At 73.5% G+C, this 22,743-nt stretch carries 15 protein-coding genes, 1 other RNA gene and 2 pseudogenes; 13 read left to right on the top strand and 5 right to left on the bottom strand.

What is annotated here, in order from left to right; all coding sequences use genetic code 11:
* Together UW392_RS51355 and UW392_RS67180 are read right to left on the bottom strand one after the other, a co-directional pair.
* Window positions 1–1,671: pseudogene (locus UW392_RS51355) on the bottom strand (hypothetical protein); the annotation flags it as partial.
* A 906-nt stretch (window positions 1,672–2,577) separates the two neighbouring features.
* Window positions 2,578–3,708: pseudogene (locus UW392_RS67180) on the bottom strand (FHA domain-containing protein); the annotation flags it as partial.
* 421 nt (window positions 3,709–4,129) lie between these two features.
* Between UW392_RS67180 and UW392_RS51345 the strand changes: the two are divergent.
* The 4 genes from UW392_RS51345 (at window position 4,130) to UW392_RS51330 (ending at window position 9,343) form a co-directional block, all read left to right on the top strand.
* Complete coding sequence (locus tag UW392_RS51345; RefSeq protein WP_320782315.1) at window positions 4,130–5,851, top strand: serine/threonine-protein kinase; 1,722 nt, start codon at window positions 4,130–4,132, stop codon at window positions 5,849–5,851.
* A gap of 133 nt (window positions 5,852–5,984) precedes the next feature.
* Window positions 5,985–7,247, top strand: coding sequence for a serine/threonine-protein kinase (locus UW392_RS51340; protein WP_320782314.1), 1,263 nt, complete (start codon window positions 5,985–5,987; stop codon window positions 7,245–7,247).
* 66 nt (window positions 7,248–7,313) lie between these two features.
* Entirely contained in the window at window positions 7,314–8,420 is a 1,107-nt protein-coding gene (gene prfB, locus UW392_RS51335) for a peptide chain release factor 2 (protein ID WP_320782313.1), read from the top strand.
* Between the two features lie 287 nt (window positions 8,421–8,707).
* Window positions 8,708–9,343: a hypothetical protein gene (locus UW392_RS51330; protein ID WP_320782312.1), complete on the top strand. Its 636-nt coding sequence runs from the start codon at window positions 8,708–8,710 to the stop codon at window positions 9,341–9,343.
* Window positions 9,344–9,456: 113 nt separating this feature from the next.
* Here the strand turns inward: UW392_RS51330 and UW392_RS51325 are convergent, their stop codons facing one another.
* Window positions 9,457–9,657 (bottom strand): hypothetical protein, encoded by a 201-nt coding sequence (locus tag UW392_RS51325; protein WP_320782311.1) that lies wholly within the window; start codon window positions 9,655–9,657, stop codon window positions 9,457–9,459.
* Window positions 9,658–9,893: 236 nt separating this feature from the next.
* Between UW392_RS51325 and ftsE the strand changes: the two genes are divergently transcribed.
* From ftsE to ssrA, 5 genes are all read left to right on the top strand, one after another.
* Window positions 9,894–10,583: a cell division ATP-binding protein FtsE gene (ftsE, locus tag UW392_RS51320; protein ID WP_320782310.1), complete on the top strand. Its 690-nt coding sequence runs from the start codon at window positions 9,894–9,896 to the stop codon at window positions 10,581–10,583.
* A 45-nt stretch (window positions 10,584–10,628) separates the two neighbouring features.
* Complete coding sequence (gene ftsX / locus UW392_RS51315; protein ID WP_320782309.1) at window positions 10,629–11,546, top strand: permease-like cell division protein FtsX; 918 nt, start codon at window positions 10,629–10,631, stop codon at window positions 11,544–11,546.
* A gap of 68 nt (window positions 11,547–11,614) precedes the next feature.
* Window positions 11,615–12,808 (top strand): S41 family peptidase, encoded by a 1,194-nt coding sequence (locus UW392_RS51310; RefSeq protein ID WP_320782308.1) that lies wholly within the window; start codon window positions 11,615–11,617, stop codon window positions 12,806–12,808.
* 77 nt (window positions 12,809–12,885) lie between these two features.
* Entirely contained in the window at window positions 12,886–13,425 is a 540-nt protein-coding gene (smpB, locus tag UW392_RS51305; RefSeq protein WP_320782323.1) for an SsrA-binding protein SmpB, read from the top strand.
* Window positions 13,426–13,526: 101 nt separating this feature from the next.
* Window positions 13,527–13,927: a transfer-messenger RNA gene (gene ssrA / locus UW392_RS51300) on the top strand.
* A gap of 75 nt (window positions 13,928–14,002) precedes the next feature.
* Here ssrA and UW392_RS51295 read toward each other — a convergent pair.
* Window positions 14,003–14,968: a LacI family DNA-binding transcriptional regulator gene (locus UW392_RS51295; RefSeq protein ID WP_320782307.1), complete on the bottom strand. Its 966-nt coding sequence runs from the start codon at window positions 14,966–14,968 to the stop codon at window positions 14,003–14,005.
* Between the two features lie 133 nt (window positions 14,969–15,101).
* A complete protein-coding gene (locus tag UW392_RS51290; protein WP_320782306.1) occupies window positions 15,102–16,439 on the bottom strand; it encodes an MFS transporter in 1,338 nt (445 codons plus the stop codon).
* A 110-nt stretch (window positions 16,440–16,549) separates the two neighbouring features.
* Here UW392_RS51290 and UW392_RS51285 point away from each other — a divergent pair, with 110 nt between their 5' ends.
* The 4 genes from UW392_RS51285 to UW392_RS51270 all read left to right on the top strand — a co-directional run bounded on the left by UW392_RS51285 (window position 16,550) and on the right by UW392_RS51270 (window position 22,683).
* Entirely contained in the window at window positions 16,550–17,515 is a 966-nt protein-coding gene (locus tag UW392_RS51285; protein WP_320782305.1) for a LysR family transcriptional regulator, read from the top strand.
* Between the two features lie 163 nt (window positions 17,516–17,678).
* Window positions 17,679–19,160, top strand: a complete 1,482-nt coding sequence (locus tag UW392_RS51280; protein WP_320782304.1) for a hypothetical protein — start codon at window positions 17,679–17,681, stop codon at window positions 19,158–19,160.
* Window positions 19,160–21,361: a glycosyltransferase gene (locus UW392_RS51275; protein WP_320782303.1), complete on the top strand. Its 2,202-nt coding sequence runs from the start codon at window positions 19,160–19,162 to the stop codon at window positions 21,359–21,361. Before UW392_RS51280 ends, UW392_RS51275 begins: the two co-directional genes overlap by 1 nt.
* Window positions 21,358–22,683, top strand: coding sequence for an acyltransferase (locus UW392_RS51270; RefSeq protein WP_320782302.1), 1,326 nt, complete (start codon window positions 21,358–21,360; stop codon window positions 22,681–22,683). Before UW392_RS51275 ends, UW392_RS51270 begins: the two co-directional genes overlap by 4 nt.
* Window positions 22,684–22,743: the final 60 nt, after the last annotated feature.

Raw genomic sequence — 22,743 nt, 5'->3', positions numbered from 1 at the left:
CACGCGCGCGTGCCGCTCGCCGGTGCCCTCGGGCCGCAGCGGCGCGAGCGCCCGCGCGAACCGTTCGGCCCACGGCGCCGAGACCGCGTCCACCGTGCCGAGGGTGCCGTGGCCGACCGGGCCCGCGGGGGCGGCGCCCTCGGGCGCGACCCGCAGCAGTCGCAGCGTCGTGGCGACGTCCCCGCTGAGCAGCGCGACGGCACCGCAGTGCCGGAACACCGGCGCCACCGCGCAGGCCGCCTCGTAGGTCTCCGTCACCGGTGACGCGGGGGAGGCGGCGGGTGTCTCGGCGAGACACACGACGTGCACGCCGGCCCGCGGGCCGTCCGTCGCGAGGCGGGTGACGGCGGCGCGGAGGTCGGCCCCGGGAAGGTCGCCGTCGACGACGAGGACGGTGAGGGGACCGGCGGGGTCGAGCCCCGGCGCGCCCCGTCCGTCCCCGCCGTCCCGTCCGTCTGCTTCGGGTGTGCGGGCCCAGGAGGGGGAGGGGCGTCGGGCGGAGGTGTCCGCCGGGTACGGGGCCGGTGCGGGGTGCCGCCCGGTCCCGGCGTCCGCCAGGTGGTCGTCCAGCCGGCGCACCAGCTCCTGGGTGCGGGCCGCGGCCTGGTCGCGGTCGTGGGCCAGCAGCAGCCGGCAGTCCTGGCCGTGGCCCGGCCGCAGGTGCGGCAGCCAGCCGAGCCAGGACCACTCGGCGGTGCGCTCCGGCAGCGGACGCGTGCGGTCCGCGCTGATCAGCACGATCTCCAGCGTGTCCGGGGAGTGCAGGGCGGCGAGCTGGGCCAGCACGGCGCGGGCGAGGCCGGACAGCCGCTCGCGCGGGCCGGCCAGTCCGAGCGCGCCGGCCTCGCGCAGCCCGGCGGTCACCGGGACCGCGGGCAGCGGGGCCGCGCCGCCCGGCGCCATCCGGTCCGCCGTGCCGAGCCGCACGGTGAGCGCCTCCGGGTGCCAGGGGCCGCGCTCCCACAGCCGCGGGCCCGGACCCAGCGCCGTCAGCAGCAGCGAGGCGGGGTCCGGCCAGGTCTCCGGCGCGGGCGAGGGGCCGGCCTCCACGGGCGCGGGCGCGGCGGCCGACGGTTCGTCGTCGTACGGGTCACCGGCCGGTACCGGCTGCTCGCCGCGCCCGCCGGTCAGCCGCCGCGCCCAGGCGGAGAGCCCGCCGCGCCGCCGCACGCCCTGCGGTACGTCGGTGCCGCGCAGCGGCGTGCCTTTCCGCCCACCGGGCATGCCGTACCCGGGTTCGGGGTGCCCGGGGTGCCCATGCGGGGCGGTGCCCCGACGGGCGGCGTCCTCGCGTGCGGGCGTGCGGGTATCGCCGTCACCGGTGGGGGTGGTGCCGTCACCGGCGAACGCGGTGTGGGGCCGTCCGGCGTGGGTGTCGTGGGAGCCGGGGCCGCCGACGCCAGGGCCGTGACCTTCCGCGGCGCCGGTCGCCCTGTGGGCGGAGTCCGGCCCGGTGGGCCCCGGGGTTCGGGCGCCCGGGGCAACCGCCTGACCGCCGGAACCCGGGGCGCCTGTGCCACGGGCGGAGCCCCGGCTGCTCGTGCCGTGGAGGCCGGAGTCCGGGATGCCCGGTGAAGTCACCGCGCGGGCGTCGCCATCCGGGGTGGCCGCCCGGGGCCCGGACGTCCGGCTGGCGTGGCCCGGGGCGTCCGGACGGTCGGTCGTACGGGCGTCGCGAGGCGGGTTGCCCTGGGGCTCGAAGGGCCGGCTGCTGTGACTCGGGGCGCCCGGGAAGTCGGCCGTCGTACGGGCGTCATGATCCGGGGTGCCCCGGGACCCGGACGTCCGGCCACTGTGGCCCGGGGTGTCCGGGACGTTCGTCGTGCGGGCGTCGTAGGCCGGGCCGTCCGAACCGGTGGCCGGGTTCCCGTGGCCCGGCGCGTTCGCGGATCCCGGCGCTCCGGCGTCGTAGCTCACGCTGCCCGGAGTGCCGGCCGCGTGGGTGCCGAACCCTGTGGCTCCCGGGAAGTCCGTCGAACGGGCGCCGGACCCTGCGGCTCCCGGGAAGTCCGTCGTACGGGCGGCGTGATGCGAGGTGCCGGCCGCCCGGCTCTCGCGCCTCCCGCGACTCTCGTGGTGCGGTAGATCCGCAGACCCCGTCGCTCCGGGGTCTCCGTGACGCGGGTCGCCCGGAGAACCGGTTGCCCGAGCGCCGGACCCCTGGCCGTCCGGGAAGCCGGCCCCGTAGGTGTCGTGCTCCTGAGCGCCGGACCCGCGTGCCGCCCGGCCGTCGTACCCCGAGGCACCCGTCGCCCGCCCACGGGAACCGGAACCAGGACCTGGACCAGAACCTGGACCTGGACCAGAACTTGGACCTGGACCGTCCGGAACCCCCGCCGTCCCCGCACCGGTTCCCGACGGGGCCGCGAATCCCGCAGCCCCTGCGGACCGCGCAGATCCTGTGGACCCCGCAGATCCCGCAGATCCCGCGGCCCCCGCGGCCCGAGAAGATCCGGCCGATCCGGCAGACCCACCGGACCCCGCCGTCCCGGCAGACCCAGCAGGCCCATCCACCCCGGCAGATCCACCCGTCCCACCAGGCCGAGCCGTCCCAGCCGTCCCAGCCGACCCAACCGCCCCGGCAGACCACCTACCGCCCGCCCGCTCACCCGACGCACCGGCCCCCCGGCCGACCCCCGCCCCACCACCCGGACCGGAACCCGAACCCGTCCCGCCACCCGGATACGCAGCCGTACCCCCGTCACGACGCTCGATTCGCGGCGCGCCGCCCTGCCCAGGGACCTGCCCGGGACAATGGCCAGACGCCTGCCCGGGACCCTGTCCGGAAACCTGGCCGGACGTCTGTCCCGGGACCAGTCCCTCGGAGACCCGGCGTCGGGAAGCCGGGCGCCGGGTGCCGGCGGAGGGCCGGAGACCCTCCGCCGGCACCGGATCGCCGTGACGGTCACTCACGCGCGCGTGAGTGTCACTGTCACCCCCGCGCGCGTGCGCGGGAGACGCGGGCGACTCGCCCGCACCCGCGCCACCGGAACCCGAACGGACACCGTCCGCACCGTCCGCACCGTCCGCCCCGGGCGCCCCCAACGACACCCGCACATGCCCTTCGCCGTCGGGCGCGGTCTCCACCCGGGTCGGCGCGGTGCGGGCCGGGACCAGACGCAGGGCCGACTCGCCGATCCGCAGCAGCGCCCCCGGCGGAAACCGCACCGCGCGCTCGCCCACGCGCGTGCCGTCCAGCGTCGTGCCGTTGGTGGAGCCGAGGTCGGCGACCGCGACCCGGCCGTCGGTCGCGACGGTCACCGCGCAGTGCACCCGGGAGACGTCCGGGTCGTCGAGCGCGACGTCGGCGTCGGCGGAGCGGCCGATGTGGACCTGGCCGCCGTGCAGCAGGTGGACGCCGCCCGCGTCGGGGCCCGCGACGACGTGCAGCTGGGTCGGGGTGTCGGACGACTCGGGATGCGGGTCGGGATCGCCCGGGGCGCCCAGGAACAGCACCGCTCCGTCGATCAGCGGCGGCTCGCCCAGCGTGCAGCGCTGGGCGTCGAGGCGCCGCTCACCCGCGTACAGCACCACGGAACCGGAGCCGGGGCCGTCACCGCCCGGGACCGCCGAGGCCAGGGCCGGCGCCACCGTGGCGAGGGCGGTGCCGGCGGGTGCCGTGACCAGCACGTCGCAGCGCACGGCGCCGCCCGGTGCCGAAGGGGAGGACGGGCCCAGCGGGTCTACGACGGTCAGCCGGATCTGCATAGCCGTCAGCGGTCCCTTCTGCGCGGGCGCCCGCGCGGGCGTGGGACGGAGCCGCCCCGCGGTCCCCCACCGCAGACTTCCCCCACCCGCCGCACGAGCACGTCGGCCAGTACTGCACGCATCCTCGCACCTGCCACTGACAACGCGCCTGCCGCCCGCTGTCAAATGATCTTGATTGGTCGGCTCTGCCCTCAAAAATGCCTGACCAGTGACATCAAGATGATCGTTTGATTGCTGCTTGAGATCGGTCACGTCCGGGACCGGCAACCAAGGGGCCGGGCCCCGCGTCTTTTCCTCGAACATGTTCCGGAACCGGAACGTCCCGGGCACGGCGGAACCACAGCCGAACGACAGCCCGGCGGCGTACTCCTCGGCACTACAGTGGGTCGGAACAGCCAGCAAGCGACAGGGAGCGCATGACGTGCGGCCGGTAGGCAGCAAGTACCTCCTGGAGGAACCGCTCGGACGCGGCGCCACGGGCACCGTCTGGCGCGCCCGCCAGCGGGAGACCGCGGGCGCCGAGGCGGCCGTGCCCGGACAGCCCGGCGAGACCGTTGCGATCAAGGTCCTCAAGGAGGAGCTCGCCAACGACGCCGACGTCGTGATGCGCTTCCTGCGGGAGCGCTCCGTCCTGCTCCGGCTCACCCACCCCAACATCGTCCGGGTCCGCGACCTGGTCGTCGAGGGTGACCTGCTGGCGCTGGTCATGGACCTCGTCGACGGCCCCGACCTGCACCGCTACCTGCGGGAGAACGGGCCGTTCAGCCCCGTCGCCGCGGCCCTGCTCACCGCGCAGATCGCCGACGCCCTCGCCGCGAGCCACGCCGACGGCGTCGTCCACCGCGACCTGAAGCCGGCCAACGTGCTGCTCAAGCAGGACGGCGGCGAGATGCACCCGATGCTGACCGACTTCGGCATCGCCCGCCTCGCCGACTCGCCCGGCCTCACCCGCACCCACGAGTTCGTCGGCACGCCCGCGTACGTCGCGCCGGAGTCCGCCGAGGGCCGCCCGCAGACCTCCGCCGTCGACGTCTACGGCGCGGGCATCCTCCTCTACGAGCTGGTCACCGGCCGCCCGCCGTTCTCCGGCGGTTCCGCGCTGGAAGTCCTCCACCAGCACCTGAGCGCCGAGCCGCGCCGCCCCTCCACCGTTCCCGACCCGCTGTGGACGGTCATCGAGCGCTGCCTGCGCAAGAACCCCGACGAACGCCCCGGCGCCGAGAACCTCGCGCGCGGCCTGCGCGTCGTCGCCGCGGGCATCGGCGTGCACGCGAACTCCGCGCAGATCGGCGCCGCCGAGGGCGTCGGCGCGCTGCTCGCGCCCGCCCCGTCCCCGGCCCCCGTACCGGACGCGCCCGGCGCCGCCGACCCCACCCAGGTCCTGCCGCACAACGCGCAGAACCAGCAGAACCCGGCGGGCGCGTACGACCCCAACGCCGCCACCAGCGTCCTGCCGCACACCGGCGGCCCGACCGGTGCCGCCGACCCCACCACCGTGCTCCCGCACACCGGCGGCCAGGGCGGCGCGCCCGACCCGACCGCCGTCATGCCCCCCGTACCGCCGGGGCAGCCCGGTGGCCAGGGCGGCGACCCGGACGACCCGCACCCCTGGCAGAACCAGCTGCGCGCCGCCCGCGACCGCAACGAGCAGACGCAGGTCCAGTACCTCGACCCGAACGAGGACCCGCTGCGCCGCCGCCCGCAGCGCCAGGTCTCCCGTCCGCAGCAGCAGCCCCGCCAGGCGCCGCGCGGCCCTCAGCAGCCCCCGCAGGGCTACGGCTACCCGCAGCAACAGCAGCAGCAGCGGTACGCCACCCCCCAGCCGCAGCAGCAGCCGCAGCACCAGCCGCAGCGGTACGCCCCGCCGCCCGCCCCCGAGCCGCAGCGGCCCCGGCGCGAGCCGCGCCCGCCGCGGCAGCGCAGCGCCAACCCGATGCGCATCCCCGGCCTCGGCTGCCTCAAGGGCTGCCTGGTGACGATCGTCGTGCTGTTCGTGGCCGGCTGGCTGATCTGGGAGCTGAGCCCCCTCCAGGGCTGGATCGGCACGGGCAAGGGCTACTGGGAGCAGATCAGCGACTGGGTCGGCGACGCCACGCGATGGATCTCCGACCTGGGCGGCGGCAGCGACAGCGGCACCAACTGAACCACCGCGCGACGCGCGGGAACGGCGGGTCCGTAGATATGTCGACATCCCGCGGGTGATTTCCGCCTCGGTGGTGAAGGCCGGCTCCTCCGGCGCGTAGCTTTGTCGGCAACACGCGTCGGTAGGAGCAGTCTTGGCACGGAAGATCGGCAGCCGGTACACCGCCCATCAGATCCTCGGGCGGGGCAGCGCCGGCACGGTGTGGCTGGGCGAGGGGCCCGAGGGCCCCGTCGCGATCAAGCTGCTGCGCGAGGACCTCGCGTCCGACCAGGAGCTGGTCGGACGCTTCGTGCAGGAGCGCACCGCCCTCCTCGGACTCGAACACCCCAACGTCGTCTCCGTGCGTGACCTCGTGGTCGACGGCAACGACCTGGCCCTCGTCATGGACCTGGTCCGCGGCACCGACCTGCGCACCCGGCTGGACCGCGAGCGGCGCCTGCCGCCCGAGGCCGCCGTCGCGATCGTCGCCGACATCGCCGACGGACTGGCCGCCGCGCACGCCGCCGGCGTCGTCCACCGCGACGTCAAGCCGGAGAACATACTGCTGGACATGGAGGGCGCGCTCGGCCCCGGCGGCTCGCACCGGGCGCTGCTGACGGACTTCGGTGTGGCCAAACTCATCGACACCCCGCGCCGCACCCGCGCCACGAAGATCATCGGTACCCCCGACTACCTCGCCCCGGAGATCGTCGAGGGGCTGCCGCCGCGCGCCTCCGTGGACATCTACGCCCTGGCCACCGTCCTGTACGAGCTGCTGGCCGGCTTCACGCCGTTCGGCGGCGGTCACCCCGGCGCCGTGCTGCGCCGCCACGTCACGGAGACCGTCGTCCCGCTGCCCGGCATCCCCGACGAGCTGTGGCAGCTCCTCGTGCAGTGCCTGGCCAAGGCCCCGGCCTCCCGGCTGCGCGCCTCCGAGCTGGGCGGCCGGCTGCGTGAGCTGCTGCCCCTGGTGGCCGGCATGCCGCCGCTGGACGTGGACGAGTCCGGCGGCGACCAGCCCGAGGACCCCGAGGGCGCGGCCGACCCCGGCCACGAGCCGTCCGACGGCCCCGCCCGCGCCGCCGACGAGATCCGGCGCCGGGGCGCGGTCCCGCTGGTGCCCGGCGCCAAGCCGGCCGGCTCCAACCGGGACACCCACACCTCGATGCGCGTCCCCGCCCCCGACGAGCTGGCCGGACCCGCCCACGGCACCGCCCGCGCCCCGCGCGCGGCGGGCACCCCCCGGCCCGGATCGGCCCGCAACAGGGCCGTCGCCAGGCGCCGCCGCGTCGCGCTCGGCGCGGGCACCGCGGTGCTGCTGGCCGCGGTCGGCGTCGGTACCTGGCTGGCCACGTCCGGTGACGATTCCGACGCGGGCCCGCGGGACACACGGAACACCGCGCCCGCCCGGCCGTGAGGCCGCCCACCCCGCGCCGGGCCCGGCCCGGCGTGGACCGCTTGGCGGAGCCGTTACGCTGGAGGCGTGGCAGTCGTCGACGTATCCGAAGAGCTCAAGTCCCTCTCCTCGACCATGGAGTCGATCGAGGCCGTTCTGGACCTCGACAAGTTGAGGGCAGACATCGCCGTGCTCGAGGAGCAGGCGGCCGCGCCGTCCCTGTGGGACAACCCGGACGAAGCGCAGAAGATCACCAGCAAGCTGTCCCACCTCCAGGCCGAGGTGCGCAAGGCGGAGAACCTGCGCGGCCGGCTGGACGATCTCGGCGTGCTGTTCGAGATGGCCGAGGAGGAGGACGACCCGGACACCCGTGCCGAGGCCGAGTCCGAGCTGGCCTCCGTCAGGAAGGCGCTGGACGAGATGGAGGTCCGCACCCTCCTCTCGGGCGACTACGACGCCCGTGAGGCGCTGGTCAACATCCGTGCCGAGGCGGGCGGCGTCGACGCCGCCGACTTCGCCGAGAAGCTCCAGCGGATGTACCTGCGCTGGGCCGAGCAGCACGGCTACAAGACGGAGATCTACGAGACCTCCTACGCGGAGGAGGCCGGCATCAAGTCGACCACCTTCGCCGTGCAGGTGCCCTACGCCTACGGCAACCTCTCCGTCGAGCAGGGCACGCACCGCCTGGTGCGCATCTCGCCCTTCGACAACCAGGGCCGTCGCCAGACCTCCTTCGCGGGCGTCGAGATCCTCCCCGTGGTCGAGCAGACCGACCACATCGAGATCGACGAGTCCGAGCTGCGGGTGGACGTCTACCGCTCCTCCGGCCCCGGCGGCCAGGGCGTGAACACCACGGACTCCGCGGTGCGCCTGACCCACCTCCCCACCGGCATCGTCGTCTCCTGTCAGAACGAGCGCTCGCAGATCCAGAACAAGGCGACCGCGATGAACGTCCTCCAGGCCAAGCTCCTGGAGCGGCGCCGCCAGGAGGAGCAGGCCAAGATGGACGCCCTCAAGGGCGACGGCGGCAACTCCTGGGGCAACCAGATGCGTTCGTACGTGCTGCACCCCTACCAGATGGTCAAGGATCTGCGCACCGAGTTCGAGGTGGGCAACCCCGAGGCCGTCTTCAACGGCGAGATCGACGGCTTCCTGGAGGCCGGGATCCGCTGGCGCAAGCAGCAGGAGAAGTAACGGCGCGGCGTTCACGCCGCTTTGTCGACAAGGCAACCGCCGCCCCGAGGGGTGGCGGTTGCCTTTACATTACGCTCACAGTAATTGTGCCCGGCATACACCCCGTAAGCGGACATCGCGTACGCAATGACCTTGACGTTCCCTTTGAAAATGGGAATGGTGATGCGCGGCATGCGTGTTTCTGGGGCGCATGTGAACCGGGGGGCTTCACAGTGCGGCTACCCCCGTCGATCACGGCCCCGAAACGCCGCCACTCTGACGATTCAGCTACTGGGGGTAGCAACCATATGACCAAGAAGACGCGGATCCGTGTCGCACGGATAGCGGCAGGTGCTGTGATCGCGGCCGGCGCCTCGCTCTCCGCCGCCGGTGCCGCCTCGGCCCTCGATTTCGGCGTCAGCGTCGGCGTCGGCGTCACCGGGGACGAGCCGACGGACCCGTCGACCGAGATCCCGACGGACCCGACCACGGACCCGACGGACCCGACGGACGAGCCCACGATCCCGACCGACCCGACGGACCCGGGCACCACCGACCCGACGGACCCGGGTACCACGGACCCGACCGACCCGGGCACCACCGACCCGACCGAGGACCCCGGCACCACCGACCCCACCGAGGGCACCGGTAACGGCGGCGGCAACGGCAACGGCGGCGGCAACAACAACGGCGGCAACGGTGGCGGCGGCAACGCCGCCAACCCCGACGGTGGCGCCTCCGCCCAGGAGGCGGGCACCTCCGCGCTCACCGACACCGGTGACGACACGACCGCCAAGACCGCGCAGGGCAGTGGCGACGAGCTCGCCGAGACCGGTGCCGCGGAGACCACCTTCCTGATCATCGGTGCCGCCACGATGATCGCCGGCGGCGTCGGCTTCCGCGTGCTGCCGCGTCTCATGGGCAGCCGGGGCGCCGCTGCCTGACGGTGACCGGCCGCGTACGGGACGCCGTACGCGACATCTCACGGCCGAGGGGCCCGGAGCGTACGTACGGCGCTCCGGGCCCCTCGGCCGTCCCGTCGGGTCGGCGGGCGCCGCTAGGCGGTCTGGTGGGCCAGCAGGGCCACCGCCGCCACCAGCACCGCGAGCAGCGCCACCAGCGCCATCGGGTTCAGGCCGCCGAGGCCCGAGAAGAAGCTCTCCTGTTGCAGCCGCTCGCGGTTGGCCCGGCACACCGGGCACCGGCCCTCGCTCACGGGCGCCGCGCAGTTCGCGCACACCAACCGGTCGTACGTCATGCGCTCGCCCTCCTTGCACCGGTTTCCACGCTCTCAACGCCCGCGTCGCCGCGAACGTTCCCCTTCCACTGTGCCAGGTTCCGCGCGTCGCTGCTTCCGGTCCCGGAGGGGACGGTGTACGGACCGCGCCCGGACATAAACCGCAACCATGACGCAACCCCGACCGGTGACTGCGGTCCCATACCCACTTCGCGTATGGTCACGCTCATCTACCCCCGGCTACCCGTGGTGCATCCGTGATCCGATTCGACAACGTCTCCAAGGCCTACCCCAAGCAGAACCGGCCCGCCCTCAGGGAAGTCTCCCTGGAGGTCGAGAAGGGCGAGTTCGTCTTCCTGGTGGGGTCCTCCGGCTCCGGTAAGTCCACCTTCCTGCGGCTGGTGCTGCGCGAGGAGCGGGCGAGCCACGGGCAGGTGCACGTCCTGGGCAAGGACCTGGCCCGCCTGTCCAACTGGAAGGTGCCGCACATGCGCCGCCAGTTGGGCACCGTCTTCCAGGACTTCCGCCTGCTGCCCAACAAGACGGTCGCCGAGAACGTGGCCTTCGCCCAGGAGGTCATCGGCAAGTCCCGTGGAGAGATCCGCAAGTCCGTGCCCCAGGTGCTCGACCTCGTCGGGCTCGGCGGCAAGGAGGACCGGATGCCGGGCGAGCTGTCCGGCGGTGAGCAGCAGCGCGTCGCCATCGCGCGGGCCTTCGTCAACCGGCCGAAGCTGCTCATCGCGGACGAGCCCACCGGCAACCTCGACCCGCAGACCTCCGTCGGCATCATGAAGCTGCTCGACCGCATCAACCGGACGGGCACCACCGTGATCATGGCGACGCACGACCAGAACATCGTGGACCAGATGCGCAAGCGCGTCATCGAGCTGGAGAAGGGGCGCCTCGTCCGCGACCAGGCGCGCGGTGTCTACGGCTACCAGCACTGAGACCGCCGCACGCCCGGTATCCACGGAAAGGCTTGATCAGACGCCATGCGCGCCCAGTTCGTCCTCTCGGAGATCGGTGTCGGTCTCCGCCGCAACCTCACGATGACCTTCGCGGTCATCGTCTCCGTCGCCCTCTCCCTGGCCCTCTTCGGCGGTTCGCTGCTGATGAGCGACCAGGTCAGCAACATGAAGGGCTACTGGTACGACAAGGTCAACGTCTCGGTCTTCCTCTGCAACAAGAGCGACGCCGAGTCCGACCCCAACTGCGCCAAGGGCGCGGTGACCGAGGACCAGAAGAAGCAGATCCTCTCCGACCTCGACGAGATGTCGGTCGTCCAGGACGTCACCTACGAGTCGCAGGACGAGGCGTACAAGCACTACAAGGAGCAGTTCGGCGACTCGCCGCTGGCCAGCTCCCTGACGCCGGACCAGATGCAGGAGTCGTACCGCATCAAGCTGAAGGACCCGGAGAAGTACCAGGTCATCGCGACCGCCTTCGACGGGCGGGACGGCGTGCAGTCCGTGCAGGACCAGAAGGGCATCCTGGACAGCCTCTTCGAGCTGCTGAACCTGATGAACCGCGCGGCGCTCGCCCTCATGCTGCTGATGCTGATCGTGGCCCTGCTGCTGATCGTCAACACCGTGCGCGTCTCCGCCTTCAGCCGCCGCCGCGAGACCGGCATCATGCGGCTGGTCGGCGCCTCCGGCTTCTACATCCAGGCGCCGTTCATCATGGAGGCCGCCGTCGCGGGCCTCATCGGCGGTGCCCTGGCGTGCCTGTTCCTCACCATCGGCCGGTACTTCACGGTCGACCACGGCATGGCGCTCGCCGACAAGGTGCAGCTCATCAACTTCGTGGGCTGGGACGCCGTCCTGACCAAACTGCCGCTGATCCTGGCGGCGAGTGTGCTGATGCCGGCGTTGGCCGCGTTCTTCGCGCTGCGCAAGTACCTGAAGGTGTGACACACGCCAAGAGGGCCGTACGGGCAAGCGCCCGTGCGGCCCTCTCGCGTTGTCCTAGACTCACCCGCATGTCAGGCCGAGACCTGTTCTGTCCGCCCCGCCGCCTTCGCCACGGGGCCGCCCTGACCTTGGTGTTCGCGGGAGTCCTGGCGGCCGGTGCGGCCACCGGGACGCTTCCGGAGTCCGACCGGAACGCGTCGCCGGACGCGGCGCGTTCGGCCGCCCCCGCCGGCGGGGCCCGCGAGGTGGCCAGGGCGGCGGCCGAGGCCATGGCCGACGGCAAGTCCCCCGAGGAGGCCGCCGAACGGGCCGTCAGCCGCAGCGGCGACCGCTGGGGCGCCGTCTACTCCCGGGGCGAGTACGAGGAGCTGGAGGAGTCCCTCGACGGCCGCTACACCGGCGTCGGCCTCTCCGCGCGCCGGGAGCGCGACGGCTCCATCGAGGTGTCGAAGGTCCGCTCCGGCTCGCCCGCCGCGGACGCCGGCATCCGCGCGGGCGACCGGCTGCGCAGCGTCGACGGCGAGGAGGTCGACGGCCGGCCCGTCACCGAGGTCGTCTCCCTGCTGCGCGGCGACGCCACCGACGCGCCCGCCGGCACCACCGTCCGGCTCGGCCTGGAGCGCGGCACGCGCGCGTGGAGCGAGACCGTACGGCGGGCCAGTCTCTCCACCCAGCCGGTGACCGTGCGCCGCCTGCCGGGCGGCACCGCCGTCGTCCGGATCACCTCCTTCACCAAGGGCGTCGGCGAACAGGTCCGCGCCGCGGCCCGGGAGGTCCCGTCGGGCCGGGGCATCGTCCTCGACCTGCGCGGCAACTCCGGCGGCCTGGTCACCGAGGCGGTCACCGCGGCCTCCGCCTTCCTCGACGGCGGCCTCGTCGCCACGTACGACGTCGACGGCGACCAGCGGGCGCTGCACGCGCGCGGCGGCGGCGACTCCGGCAGACCCCTGGTCGCGCTCGTGGACGGCGGCACGATGAGCGCGGCCGAACTGCTCACCGGCGCCCTCCAGGACCGCGGCCGGGCGGTCGTCGTGGGTTCCCGCACCTTCGGCAAGGGCTCCGTCCAGATGCCCAGCCGGCTGCCCGGCGGCTCGGTGGCGGAGCTGACCGTCGGCCACTACCGCACCCCGTCCGGGCGCGGCGTCGACGGCACCGGCATCACCCCGGACCTGGAGACCGACCCGGCCCTGCCGACGGCCCTGGACGCCGCCGAGTCGGTGCTGGAGGGACTCGGCGACCAGGACGCGTCCCAGGACCCGTGATCTTCGCGCCCGGGGCGTAATCGGCTTCTCCGTACCCCGTCCGTAGTGCGAAAATGGTCGGCACTATGAGCAAGGGAATGTACGTACCCAAGGAGTCCCAGCCCAAGCAGGGCGGCGGGTCCGTCAAGGGCCGGGACGGCGAGAAGGGCGGCAAGCGCCGCATCGTCGCCCAGAACAAGAAGGCCCGGCACGACTACGCGATCATCGACACCTACGAGGCCGGTCTCGTGCTCACCGGCACCGAGGTCAAGTCGCTGCGCGAGGGACGGACCTCGCTGGCCGACGGCTTCGTCCAGATCGACGGCGGCGAGGCGTGGCTGCACAACGCCCACATCCCGGAGTACCACCAGGGCAGCTGGACCAACCACTCCGCGCGCCGCAAGCGCAAGCTGCTCCTGCACCGCGAGGAGATCGACAAGCTGGAGGCGAAGTCGCAGGAGACCGGCCACACCATCGTGCCGCTCGCCCTGTACTTCAAGGACGGCCGCGCCAAGGCGGAGATCGCGCTCGCGCGCGGCAAGAAGGAGTTCGACAAGCGGCAGACGCTCCGCGAGAAGCAGGACAAGCGCGAGGCGGAGCGGACCATCTCGGCGATCAAGCGGCGCGAGCGCGGCTGACCCCGCCGGAGCGCGGGGAATAGGCTGGCACGGTCGTGCGTTGGTCACGTACGATGGCACTCGCGTCCCACAGCGGGCGCGGCCTTTTGAAAACACAACATGGGGATGATCGGTTTCGACAGCGGCTGTCGAGGCAGGGGAAGCGTGTCGAGGAAGCGGCCATGATCTCGTAAACCACAGGCCGAAAAAAATAATCGCCAACACCAAGCGCGATTCCTCCCAGCAGGCCTTCGCCCTCGCTGCCTGATCTCAGGTAGCGATCGCGAGCCTCCTATACAGGGAGTGTCAGCCCGGGGCTGTTCCCGACCCGGATCCTGGCATCAGCTAGGGGACTAAACCTTGATCCCGGTCACGGGGTGAAGAGGGAAACCAAACAGTGACTGGGCCCGTCGGCGACTTGTTCGCGTGATCGCCGGGGCCGAGAAAATCACAGCGAACTGCGCACGGAGAAGCCCTGGTTCCGCACCGTTGGACGCGGGTTCGATTCCCGCCATCTCCACAATTCCCATGTGGGCGTCAGGCCCCGTCGCGAGAGCGGCGGGGCCTTCGTCATGTCCGTGCGTACGTCATCGGGTCCTCACGCCGGTGCGGCCGTGCTCGCCCGTTCCGTCAGACGGGCCGGGAGCAGCGTCGTGCTCGGCACGGTGGCGCCGGCCAGGGACCGCACCGCCAGCTCCACGGCGCGCGCGCCCAGCGCGGCGGACGGCACCGGCACCGAGGAGACCGGGACGCGCGCCGCCAGGGCCGCCCCGTCCCGGCAGATCGCGGTCACGGAGAGATCGCCGGGCACCCGCAGTCCGAGCGCGGTGAAGGCGTCGACCAGCGGCCCCAGCAGCGGCTCGTTGTGCACGACCACGCCGGTCGGCACCGGGCGCAGACGCAGCAGCCGCTCGGCGGTCTCCCGCGCGGCGCGCGGATCGCGGGCGCCCGGGTGCACGGAGTGGACCAGCCCCGCCCGCCCGGCGGCCGCGGTGAACCCGCGCACCACCCGGTGCGCGGACGTGGTCCGCCGGACGTACGCCTCCGGTTCCGCCCCGACCAGCGCCACCGTCCGGTGCCCGAGCCGCGCCAGCAGTTCGGCACACCGCTCACCGGCCGCCAGGAAGTCGAGGTCGACGCAGGCCGCCCCGCGCGGCTCGGCGGGTACTCCGATCAGCACGGCGGGCCTGCCGCGCAGCGGCGGCGGAAGCGGGCCGCGCGGCTCCGCCGCCATCACGATCAGCGCCTCGGGCAACGGGTGCGGGGCCCGCCCGCCGTCCTCCCCGGTGAGCAGCAGCACGTCGTGGCCGTGCGCACGGGCGGTGGTCACGACCGACGCGGCGCACTCCAGCGCGGCCGGCGCCCGCATGCCCTCGCGCGGCGGCAGCAGCAGGCCCAGCACCCGGGACGGGCCTCCGGCGTACGGCCGGTACCCCAGCTCCCGCACGGCCTCCTCGACCCGCCGCCGGGTCCCCGCGGAGATCGGGCGTTTGCCGCTCAGGGCGTACGACACGGTGCTCGGGGAGACCCCGGCACGACGGGCCACGTCGGTGATCGTGGCCATCAGCGCGGTGTCGGCATGGTCGGCTCTCCTCACCTCGCGCGGCGCCGCCGCCGCTTTTCCCAAGAGCGTCGTAGCGCGTCGTGGTGCGTCGAAGCGCTTCGACGCAGGAAGGTAGGCGCGGGGAGCGGGGCCGTCAATGGGGCGGGCGGTGCCGACGGGAGCCGGCGCCCGCGGCGGTACGGGTGACCAGCGCGAGGAGCAGGGCCACCGCGGCGGCCGTGACCGGGACGCCGTAGCCGGCCGCGGGGGAGACGTGCTCCACCGTCCAGCCGCCGGCCGCGCTGCCGCAGGCGATGCCGCCGAGCAGGCCGGTCACCGCCAGGGTCATGCCCTCGTTGAGGCGGCCCTCGGGCGTGCGCTGCTGGACCAGCGTCATCGTCGTGACCATCGTCGGGGCGGTCGCCATCCCGGCGAGCAGCAGTGTGCCCGCCAGCAGCGGCAGCGATCCGGTACCGGCCGCCGCGAACAGCGGCAGCGTCATCAGCGCCGTCATCGCCGCCACGCACCACGGCAGCAGGACGCGGGCGGGCACCGCCGGCCTCAGCGTGCCGAAGAGCAGCCCGGCCGCGCACGAACCGGCCGCCTGGAGCGCCAGTACCGCACCGGCCGCCGCGCGGTGGCCCCGCTCGTCCGCGAACGCGATCGTGACCACCTCCAGCGACCCGAAGACCGCGCCCGTCGCCAGGCACACCACCAGCAGCGGCGGTACGCCCGGCGCGCGCAGCGGTGCCTTCGCGGACGAGCGCGGCAGCGCCGGCGGCTCGGTGGAACGCTGGGCGGTGAACAGCAGCATCCCGCTCATCAGCAGCGTCGCGGCGACGAGCGTGCCGGCCTCCGGGAAGAACGTCCCGCACAGGAAGGCCGCCACCACCGGGCCGAGCATGTAGCACAGCTCGTCGGCGGCCTGCTCGAAGGAGTTGGCCGTGTGCAGGGCGGCGGGGTCGCCGCGCAGCAGGTGGTTCCAGCGGGCGCGGGCCATGCCGCCGGTGTTCGGGGTCGTGGCGGTGGCGGCGTACGCGGCGAACAGCGTCCAGTCCGGTGCCCCCTGCCGCACGCACAGCAGCAGGGCGAGGGAGCCGAGGACGGCGATCACCGTGGCGGGCACCGCGACCCGGGCCTGTCCGTGGCGGTCGACGAGCCGCGCCGTGAGCGGGGCGACCACCGCCGTCGCGGCGAGACCGGTGGCGACGACGGCACCGGCCAGGGCGTACGAGCCACGGGTTCCGGCGATCATCACCACCGCGCTGACACTGAACATGCCCTGCGGGAGCCGGGCGACGAGGTTCCCGGCGGTGAACGCCCGCGCGCCGGGTACGGAGAGCAGGCGCCGGTACGGGCCCGGCGGGCGGTCCCGGCCCCGGGGGCCCAGATCGGCGGCGACGATGCTGTCGCCGGTGACGGTCATGAGGACGGGACGGGCGGCGGACGCGCGGGACGGGGACGAGGAGGAAGAGGGCGTGTGACGCGGCATGGGATCACCGTCGCGCCCGGCCCGCCGCGGGGTCCAACACCTGCTCGGCCCGCATTCACGCACCGGCGTTGTCAATCAGCTGTCGTCGGTCCGCGCTGTAGATTCGCCGGATGCCCGCCCCGAGCCACCTCGACCCCCGCCTCCTGCGCGGTTTCGTCGCCGTCGCCGAGGAGTTGCACTTCACGCGTGCCGCGAACCGGCTGTACCTCGCCCAGCAGGCGCTCAGCCGGGACGTACGGCGCCTCGAACGCGAACTGGGCGCCGAGCTGTTCGTCCGCTCCACCCGGCAGGTGACGCTGACCGCCGACGGCGAGCGGCTGCTGCCGTACGCGCGCCGCGTCCTCCAGGCGCAGGACGACCTGCTCGCCGCCTTCGGGCAGGCCCGCCCCCTGCTCGTCGACCTCAACTCGCCCGGCCTCGCGACCGGCCGCCGGGTCCTGCACCGGGCCCGTGCGCTCGCCCCGGAGCTGGAGCTGATGGCCCGTTACGAGTCCGGCCTGACCTGGGCGGCGTCGGAGGTGCTCGCGGGCCGCCTCGACGCGTCGTTCGGACGGTACGCCGGACTGGCACCGGCCCTGCGCGCGGGCCTGGAGCAGCAGCCCGTCCGCTACGAGCCCATGGCACTGGTCCTGCCCGAGGAGCACCCGCTGGCGGCGCTGCCCGAGGTGCCGCTGGCCGCGCTCGCAGGCGAGACCGTGTACGCGGGGGCCGGCAACCCCCGTACCCCGGAGTGGACGGACCTCGCCCGGCTGCTCTTCGAGGGGCGCGGCATCGTGACCGCGCCGCCCGCCCCGCTGGCGGTGGGGGAGGAGGAGTTCGAGCGGCTGATGGCCAAGACGCGGCACCCGGTGCTCGCCGTGACGGAGTTTCCGGCCATGCCCGCGACGGTGGTGCGCCCCCTGGTCGATCCGGTGCCGCTGTCGCCGGTCTCCCTGGTGTGGCGGAAAGGGCTGGTGCACCCTGCGCTGGAGGCCCTGCGGCGGGCGGCGGGCCTGCTCGCCGAGGCGGAGGGGTGGCTGCGGCGGCCCGCCGGGGGATGGATTCCGGCCGGTGACCAAAAGGTGATGGCGTCTTAACAATCGGCACCCGGCCGACACGCCGCCTCCGTGTGCGCTACATTCGTGACCTGAGCACTGTGTGGTAATGGGGGCGCTCGAACCTGGTGGGGGCCAAGTTCGCTCGACGGGTGCTCGGTCTCGAAGCGCACCCGGTACCGGCTCGTGGGGGAAGTGCAGGCGCGTGGACAACTGGCAGAAAGAAGCTCAACCGGACTGGCCCGAGGCCGCGTCGGCGACGCGTGAGATACCCGAGGCCACCGGCAGCGAGATCTCGTGGTTCGGCAGACCGTCCGAGGCCACGGCGGGGGTCGCGGGAGCGCGGACGGGGTCCGGCGGGCCCGGCTCCGACGCGTTCGGTTCCAACGCGTTCGGTTCCGACGCCGAGGCGACGAGTGTGCTGCCCACGGTGCCGGGGGCGGCGCGGACCGCCGGGGCCGTAGAGGCCGCCGAGGCCGCGACGAGTGTGCTGCCGGCGGTTCCCGGACCGGGCGCCGGGGCGGAGCCGCCGGCACCCGACCCGGTCACCGCCGTCACGGACGTACTCCCCGCCGCTGCCGGGTCGGTCGCTTCCGAGTCGGCCACCGCCGCGACGAGCGTGCTGCCCACCGTGCCGGGACCGTCGGGAACGTCGGGACCGACCCCGGCGTTCGGCTCCCGCGCCGTCCCCGGGCCCTCCCGCATAGCGGCCGTGTCCGACCCGATATCCGTGGCCCCCTCCGCGACCGCGGCCATATCCGATCCGATATCCGTGGCCCCCCACGCGACCGCGGCCATGTCCGACCCGATATCCGTGGCCCCCCACGCGACCGCGGCCGTGTCCGATCCGATATCCGTGGCCCCCGCGGTGCCCGCCGCCCCCTCCGCGCCCGGGACCGCCGTCCTCCGCGACCCGTGGCAGGAGCCCGGGACCGGTGGCGGGGCCGATCACGACCCGCACGAGGTGACCGTCCAGCTCGACGCCGTACAGCTCGGCGACGGGGTGCTGCGCCGGGCCAAGGAGGGCACGAGCGCCGCCGACGCCGCCGACCGGCCCGTCTTCGTCGACGAGTCCGGCCGCCGCTCCCGGCTCTACCGGCGCATAGGCATAGCCGTCGGCCTCGCCTGCGCCGTCTACGCCGTCGTCATGGTCGTCACCCTGCTGTCCGGCAGCTCCGACGCCCCCTGGCTGCCCGTGCCGGGCCAGGAGGAGGGCAGGCCGGCCGGCAAGGTCGACACCACCCCGGGGCCCTCCGGATCGGCGAGCCCCTCCGACACCGGCAGCGCCTCACCCGAGACCACGCCCTCGGCCACCGGCACCGAGGAGCAGCTCCCCGACGCGGGAGCCACCGCGCCCGGCACCTCCCCGACCGCCGAGCAGCGCGACACCGCGCCCGCCACCGAGCCGACCGCCACGCAGACCACGCCCGGACAGGGCGTCGGCGAGACCGAGGCGGACCCGACCGCGACGGCCACGGAGCCGGACCCCGACTCGCCCGACCCGACCGCCACGGACGGCGAGACCGCGCCCGACCCGACCGAGACCACCGGCGGCGACACCGCGGGCACCGGCAGCGGAACCGGCAACCTCGCCCATGGCACGGGCACTTCGACTCCCCTCGCGGCGGGCGCCCCCGGCGCCCTCGCGCACGTCCCCGACTCATCGTCCGTGGAGTACACCTTCTGATGGCCGCCCGCACCTCCCGCCACGGGGCCGCACCCGGAGCCCGTGGCGGCTCCCGGCGGCGCCGTCTGCCTCTGCGCCTGCTGCTGCCGGTGCTCGTCCTCGTCGCCCTGATGGCGATGCTCATGCTCCGCGGCTACGTGCACAGCGAGATCCTCGCCGACTTCCGCGTCCAGCCGCCCGCCGCCACCGACAAGGTGCCGCAGAAGATCCTGGAGGGCGGCCCGGTCATCGACACGCGGGCCGGCCGCACCGAGAGCATGAGCGTGCCCGACCACCACCTCGTGCTCACCTTCGACGACGGCCCCGACCCGACGTGGACGCCGAAGGTCCTGGACGTGCTGAAGAAGCACGACGCGCACGCCGTCTTCTTCGTCACCGGCACCATGGCCTCCCGCTACCCGGACCTGGTCAAGCGCATGGTCGACGAGGGCCACGAGATCGGGCTGCACACCTTCAACCACCCCGACCTCTCCTACCAGTCGCAGACCCGCATCGACTGGGAGCTGTCGCAGAACCAGCTCGCCCTGACCGGCGCGGCCGGTATCCGCACCTCGCTGTTCCGCCCGCCGTACTCCTCGTTCGCCGACGCCATGGACAACAAGTCCTGGCCGGTCACCGAGTACATCGGCTCGCGCGGTTACCTCACCGTCGTCAACAACACCGACAGCGAGGACTGGAAGAAGCCCGGCGTCGAGGAGATCATCCGCCGGGCCACCCCGCACGGCGGCAAGGGCGCGATCGTCCTGATGCACGACTCCGGCGGCGACCGCCACCAGACCGTGCGGGCACTGGACAGGTTCCTGCCCGACCTCCAGGACCGGGGCTACGAGTTCGACAACCTCTCCGAGGCCCTCGACATGCCGAGCGCGCACTCGTCGGTCACCGGCGCCGACCTGTGGAAGGCCAAGGCGTGGGTGTTCCTCGTCCAGGCGTCCGAGAAGGTCACGGACGCCCTGGTCGTCGGGCTTGCGGTCATCGGCACGCTGGTCATCGGCCGGTTCGGGCTGATGCTGCTGCTGTCGTTCGTGCACGCCCGCAAGGTGCGCCGGAAACGGTTCAGCTGGGGGCCGCCGGTCACCGAACCGGTGTCGGTGCTGGTCCCGGCGTACAACGAGGCCAAGTGCATCGAGAACACGGTCCGTTCCCTGATGGCGGGCGACCATCCGATCGAGGTCATCGTCATCGACGACGGGTCCACGGACGGCACCGCGCGCATCGTGGAGGCGATGGGCCTGCCGGGCGTACGGGTGATCCGCCAGCTCAACGCGGGCAAGCCCGCCGCCCTCAACCGGGGCCTGGCCAACGCCCGGTACGACATCGTCGTGATGATGGACGGCGACACCGTCTTCGAACCGGCCACCGTCCGCGAACTCGTCCAGCCCTTCGGCGACCCGAAGGTCGGCGCGGTGGCCGGCAACGCCAAGGTCGGCAACCGGGACAGCCTCATCGGCGCCTGGCAGCACATCGAGTACGTGATGGGCTTCAACCTCGACCGGCGCATGTACGACATGCTCGGCTGCATGCCGACGATCCCCGGCGCGGTCGGCGCGTTCCGCCGCTCCGCCCTGGAGCCGATCGGCGGCATGAGCGACGACACGCTCGCCGAGGACACCGACGTGACGATGGCGCTGCACCGCGCCGGCTGGAAGGTCGTCTACGCGGAGAACGCGCGGGCCTGGACCGAGGCGCCGGAGACGGTGCAGCAGCTCTGGTCGCAGCGCTACCGCTGGTCCTACGGCACCATGCAGGCCATCTGGAAGCACCGCCGCGCGGTGATCGACAAGGGCCCGTCGGGCCGCTTCGGCCGCGTGGGCCTGCCCTTCGTCTCCCTGTTCATGGTGGTGGCCCCGCTGCTGGCCCCCCTGATCGACATCTTCCTCCTCTACGGGATCATCTTCGGCCCGACCGAGAAGACGATCGGCGCGTGGCTGGGCGTCCTGGCGCTCCAGGCGGTCTGCGCGGCGTACGCCTTCCGTCTGGACCGCGAACGCATGACCCACCTGATCTCGCTGCCCCTGCAGCAGATCCTCTACCGCCAGCTCATGTACGTCGTGCTGCTCCAGTCCTGGATCACAGCCCTGACCGGCGGCCGCCTGCGCTGGCAGAAGCTGCGGCGGACCGGCGTGGTCGAGGCGCCGGGCGGTATCCCCGCGCAGAACCGGCGCACGCGTGCCAGCGATGATCGGAGGCCCGTGGCATGACCCACGGATACCCGGCCGGAACGGGCACCGGCCCCGAGCCGGCCCCCTCGTACCCCTCGTACTCCGCGGACGGCTTCCCCCAGCAGCGCGCGCAGGAGCCACCGGAAGCGGCCACGGCCACCGCACCCGCTACCGCCGCGCCCACGGCACCCGCCGCACCGGCCAAGCCGGGCCGCGACCGCTACCTGGACCTGCTGCGCTCGCTCGCCCTGGTCCGCGTGGTCGTCTACCACCTGTTCGGCTGGGCCTGGCTCACCGTGCTCTTCCCGTCGATGGGCGTGATGTTCGCGCTGGCGGGGTCGCTGATGGCGCGTTCGCTCAAGCGGCCCGCGCTGAGCGTGATCCGCGGCCGGGTCCGCCGTCTGCTGCCCCCGATGTGGCTGTTCGGCGTCGTGGTGCTGGCGATGATGTTCGCCGGTGGCTGGAATCCCCTGGACGACCCCGATCACGGCGGCACCTGGGGCGTGATCGAGCTGTTCAACTACATCGTCCCGATCGGCGCCCCGCCCTTCCCCTGGCACGTCGGTTCCAAGTCCGGCCTGCTGGAGGACACCTGGGCGGTGCAGGCCGCGGGCGTGCTCTGGTATCTCCGGGCCTACCTGTGGTTCGTGCTCGCCTCACCGCTGCTGCTGTGGCTGTTCCGCCGGGCGCCCTGGCCGACGCTGCTCGCCCCGCTGGGCCTGACCGCGATCGTCGGCACGGGCCTGGTCACCATCCCGGGCGAGACCGGCAACGCGGTCTCCGACTTCGCCGTCTACGGCGGCTGCTGGGTGCTCGGCTTCGCCCACCACGAGGGTCTGCTCAAGCGGATACCGCGGTACATCTCCGTCTCCTGCTCCGCGCTGATCATGGCCTTCGGACTGTGGTGGGCCTCGAACCACCTCGGCCCCGACGGCTGGGACCTCAACGACATCCCGCTGGCCCAGGCCACCTGGTCCTTCGGCTTCGTCGTGATCCTGCTCCAGTACTCGCCGTCCTGGCAGGAACTCCCCGGCGCCCTGAAGAAGTGGGACAAGCTGGTGACGCTCTCCAACAACCGGGCCGTCACCATCTACCTCTGGCACAACCTGCTCATCATGGCGACCGTCCCGATCATCGACCGCGCCTACGAGCTGCCGTTCATGCAGAGCGAGCGCGCGATGAGCGCCCTGGACTCCACGTACATGATCTGGATGTTCGTCCTGGTCTGGCCCCTGATCGGACTGATGGTCGCCGCCGCCGGCTGGGTCGAGGACCTCGCGGCCAAGCGGAAGCCGCGGCTGTGGCCGAACGGGGTGAGGAAGACCGGCCGCCGCTCCGGGAGCGGAGCCCGGCACGCCTGACCCGGCGCTGATCCACGACCTCTCACCCCGCCGCCCGGCGGGGTGAGAGCAACGTTCCTT

This window comes from Streptomyces sp. CRN 30, assembly GCF_034105845.1.
The sequence above is the reverse complement of the archived record's forward strand: the minus strand, read 5'-3'. Positions and strand labels throughout refer to the sequence as shown.

Excerpts from the sequence above, each read along its gene's own strand:
- UW392_RS51330 (WP_320782312.1), top strand. The coding sequence starts at position 8,708 with ATGACCAAGAAGACGCGGATCCGTGTCGCACGGATAGCGGCAGGTGCT.
- ftsX (WP_320782309.1), top strand. The coding sequence starts at position 10,629 with ATGCGCGCCCAGTTCGTCCTCTCGGAGATCGGTGTCGGTCTCCGCCGC.
- UW392_RS51275 (WP_320782303.1), top strand. The coding sequence starts at position 19,160 with ATGGCCGCCCGCACCTCCCGCCACGGGGCCGCACCCGGAGCCCGTGGC.
- UW392_RS51310 (WP_320782308.1), top strand. The coding sequence starts at position 11,615 with ATGTCAGGCCGAGACCTGTTCTGTCCGCCCCGCCGCCTTCGCCACGGG.
- UW392_RS51295 (WP_320782307.1), bottom strand. The coding sequence starts at position 14,968 with ATGGCCACGATCACCGACGTGGCCCGTCGTGCCGGGGTCTCCCCGAGC.
- UW392_RS51285 (WP_320782305.1), top strand. The coding sequence starts at position 16,550 with ATGCCCGCCCCGAGCCACCTCGACCCCCGCCTCCTGCGCGGTTTCGTC.
- UW392_RS51270 (WP_320782302.1), top strand. The coding sequence starts at position 21,358 with ATGACCCACGGATACCCGGCCGGAACGGGCACCGGCCCCGAGCCGGCC.
- UW392_RS51290 (WP_320782306.1), bottom strand. The coding sequence starts at position 16,439 with ATGCCGCGTCACACGCCCTCTTCCTCCTCGTCCCCGTCCCGCGCGTCC.
- smpB (WP_320782323.1), top strand. The coding sequence starts at position 12,886 with ATGTACGTACCCAAGGAGTCCCAGCCCAAGCAGGGCGGCGGGTCCGTC.
- UW392_RS51325 (WP_320782311.1), bottom strand. The coding sequence starts at position 9,657 with ATGACGTACGACCGGTTGGTGTGCGCGAACTGCGCGGCGCCCGTGAGC.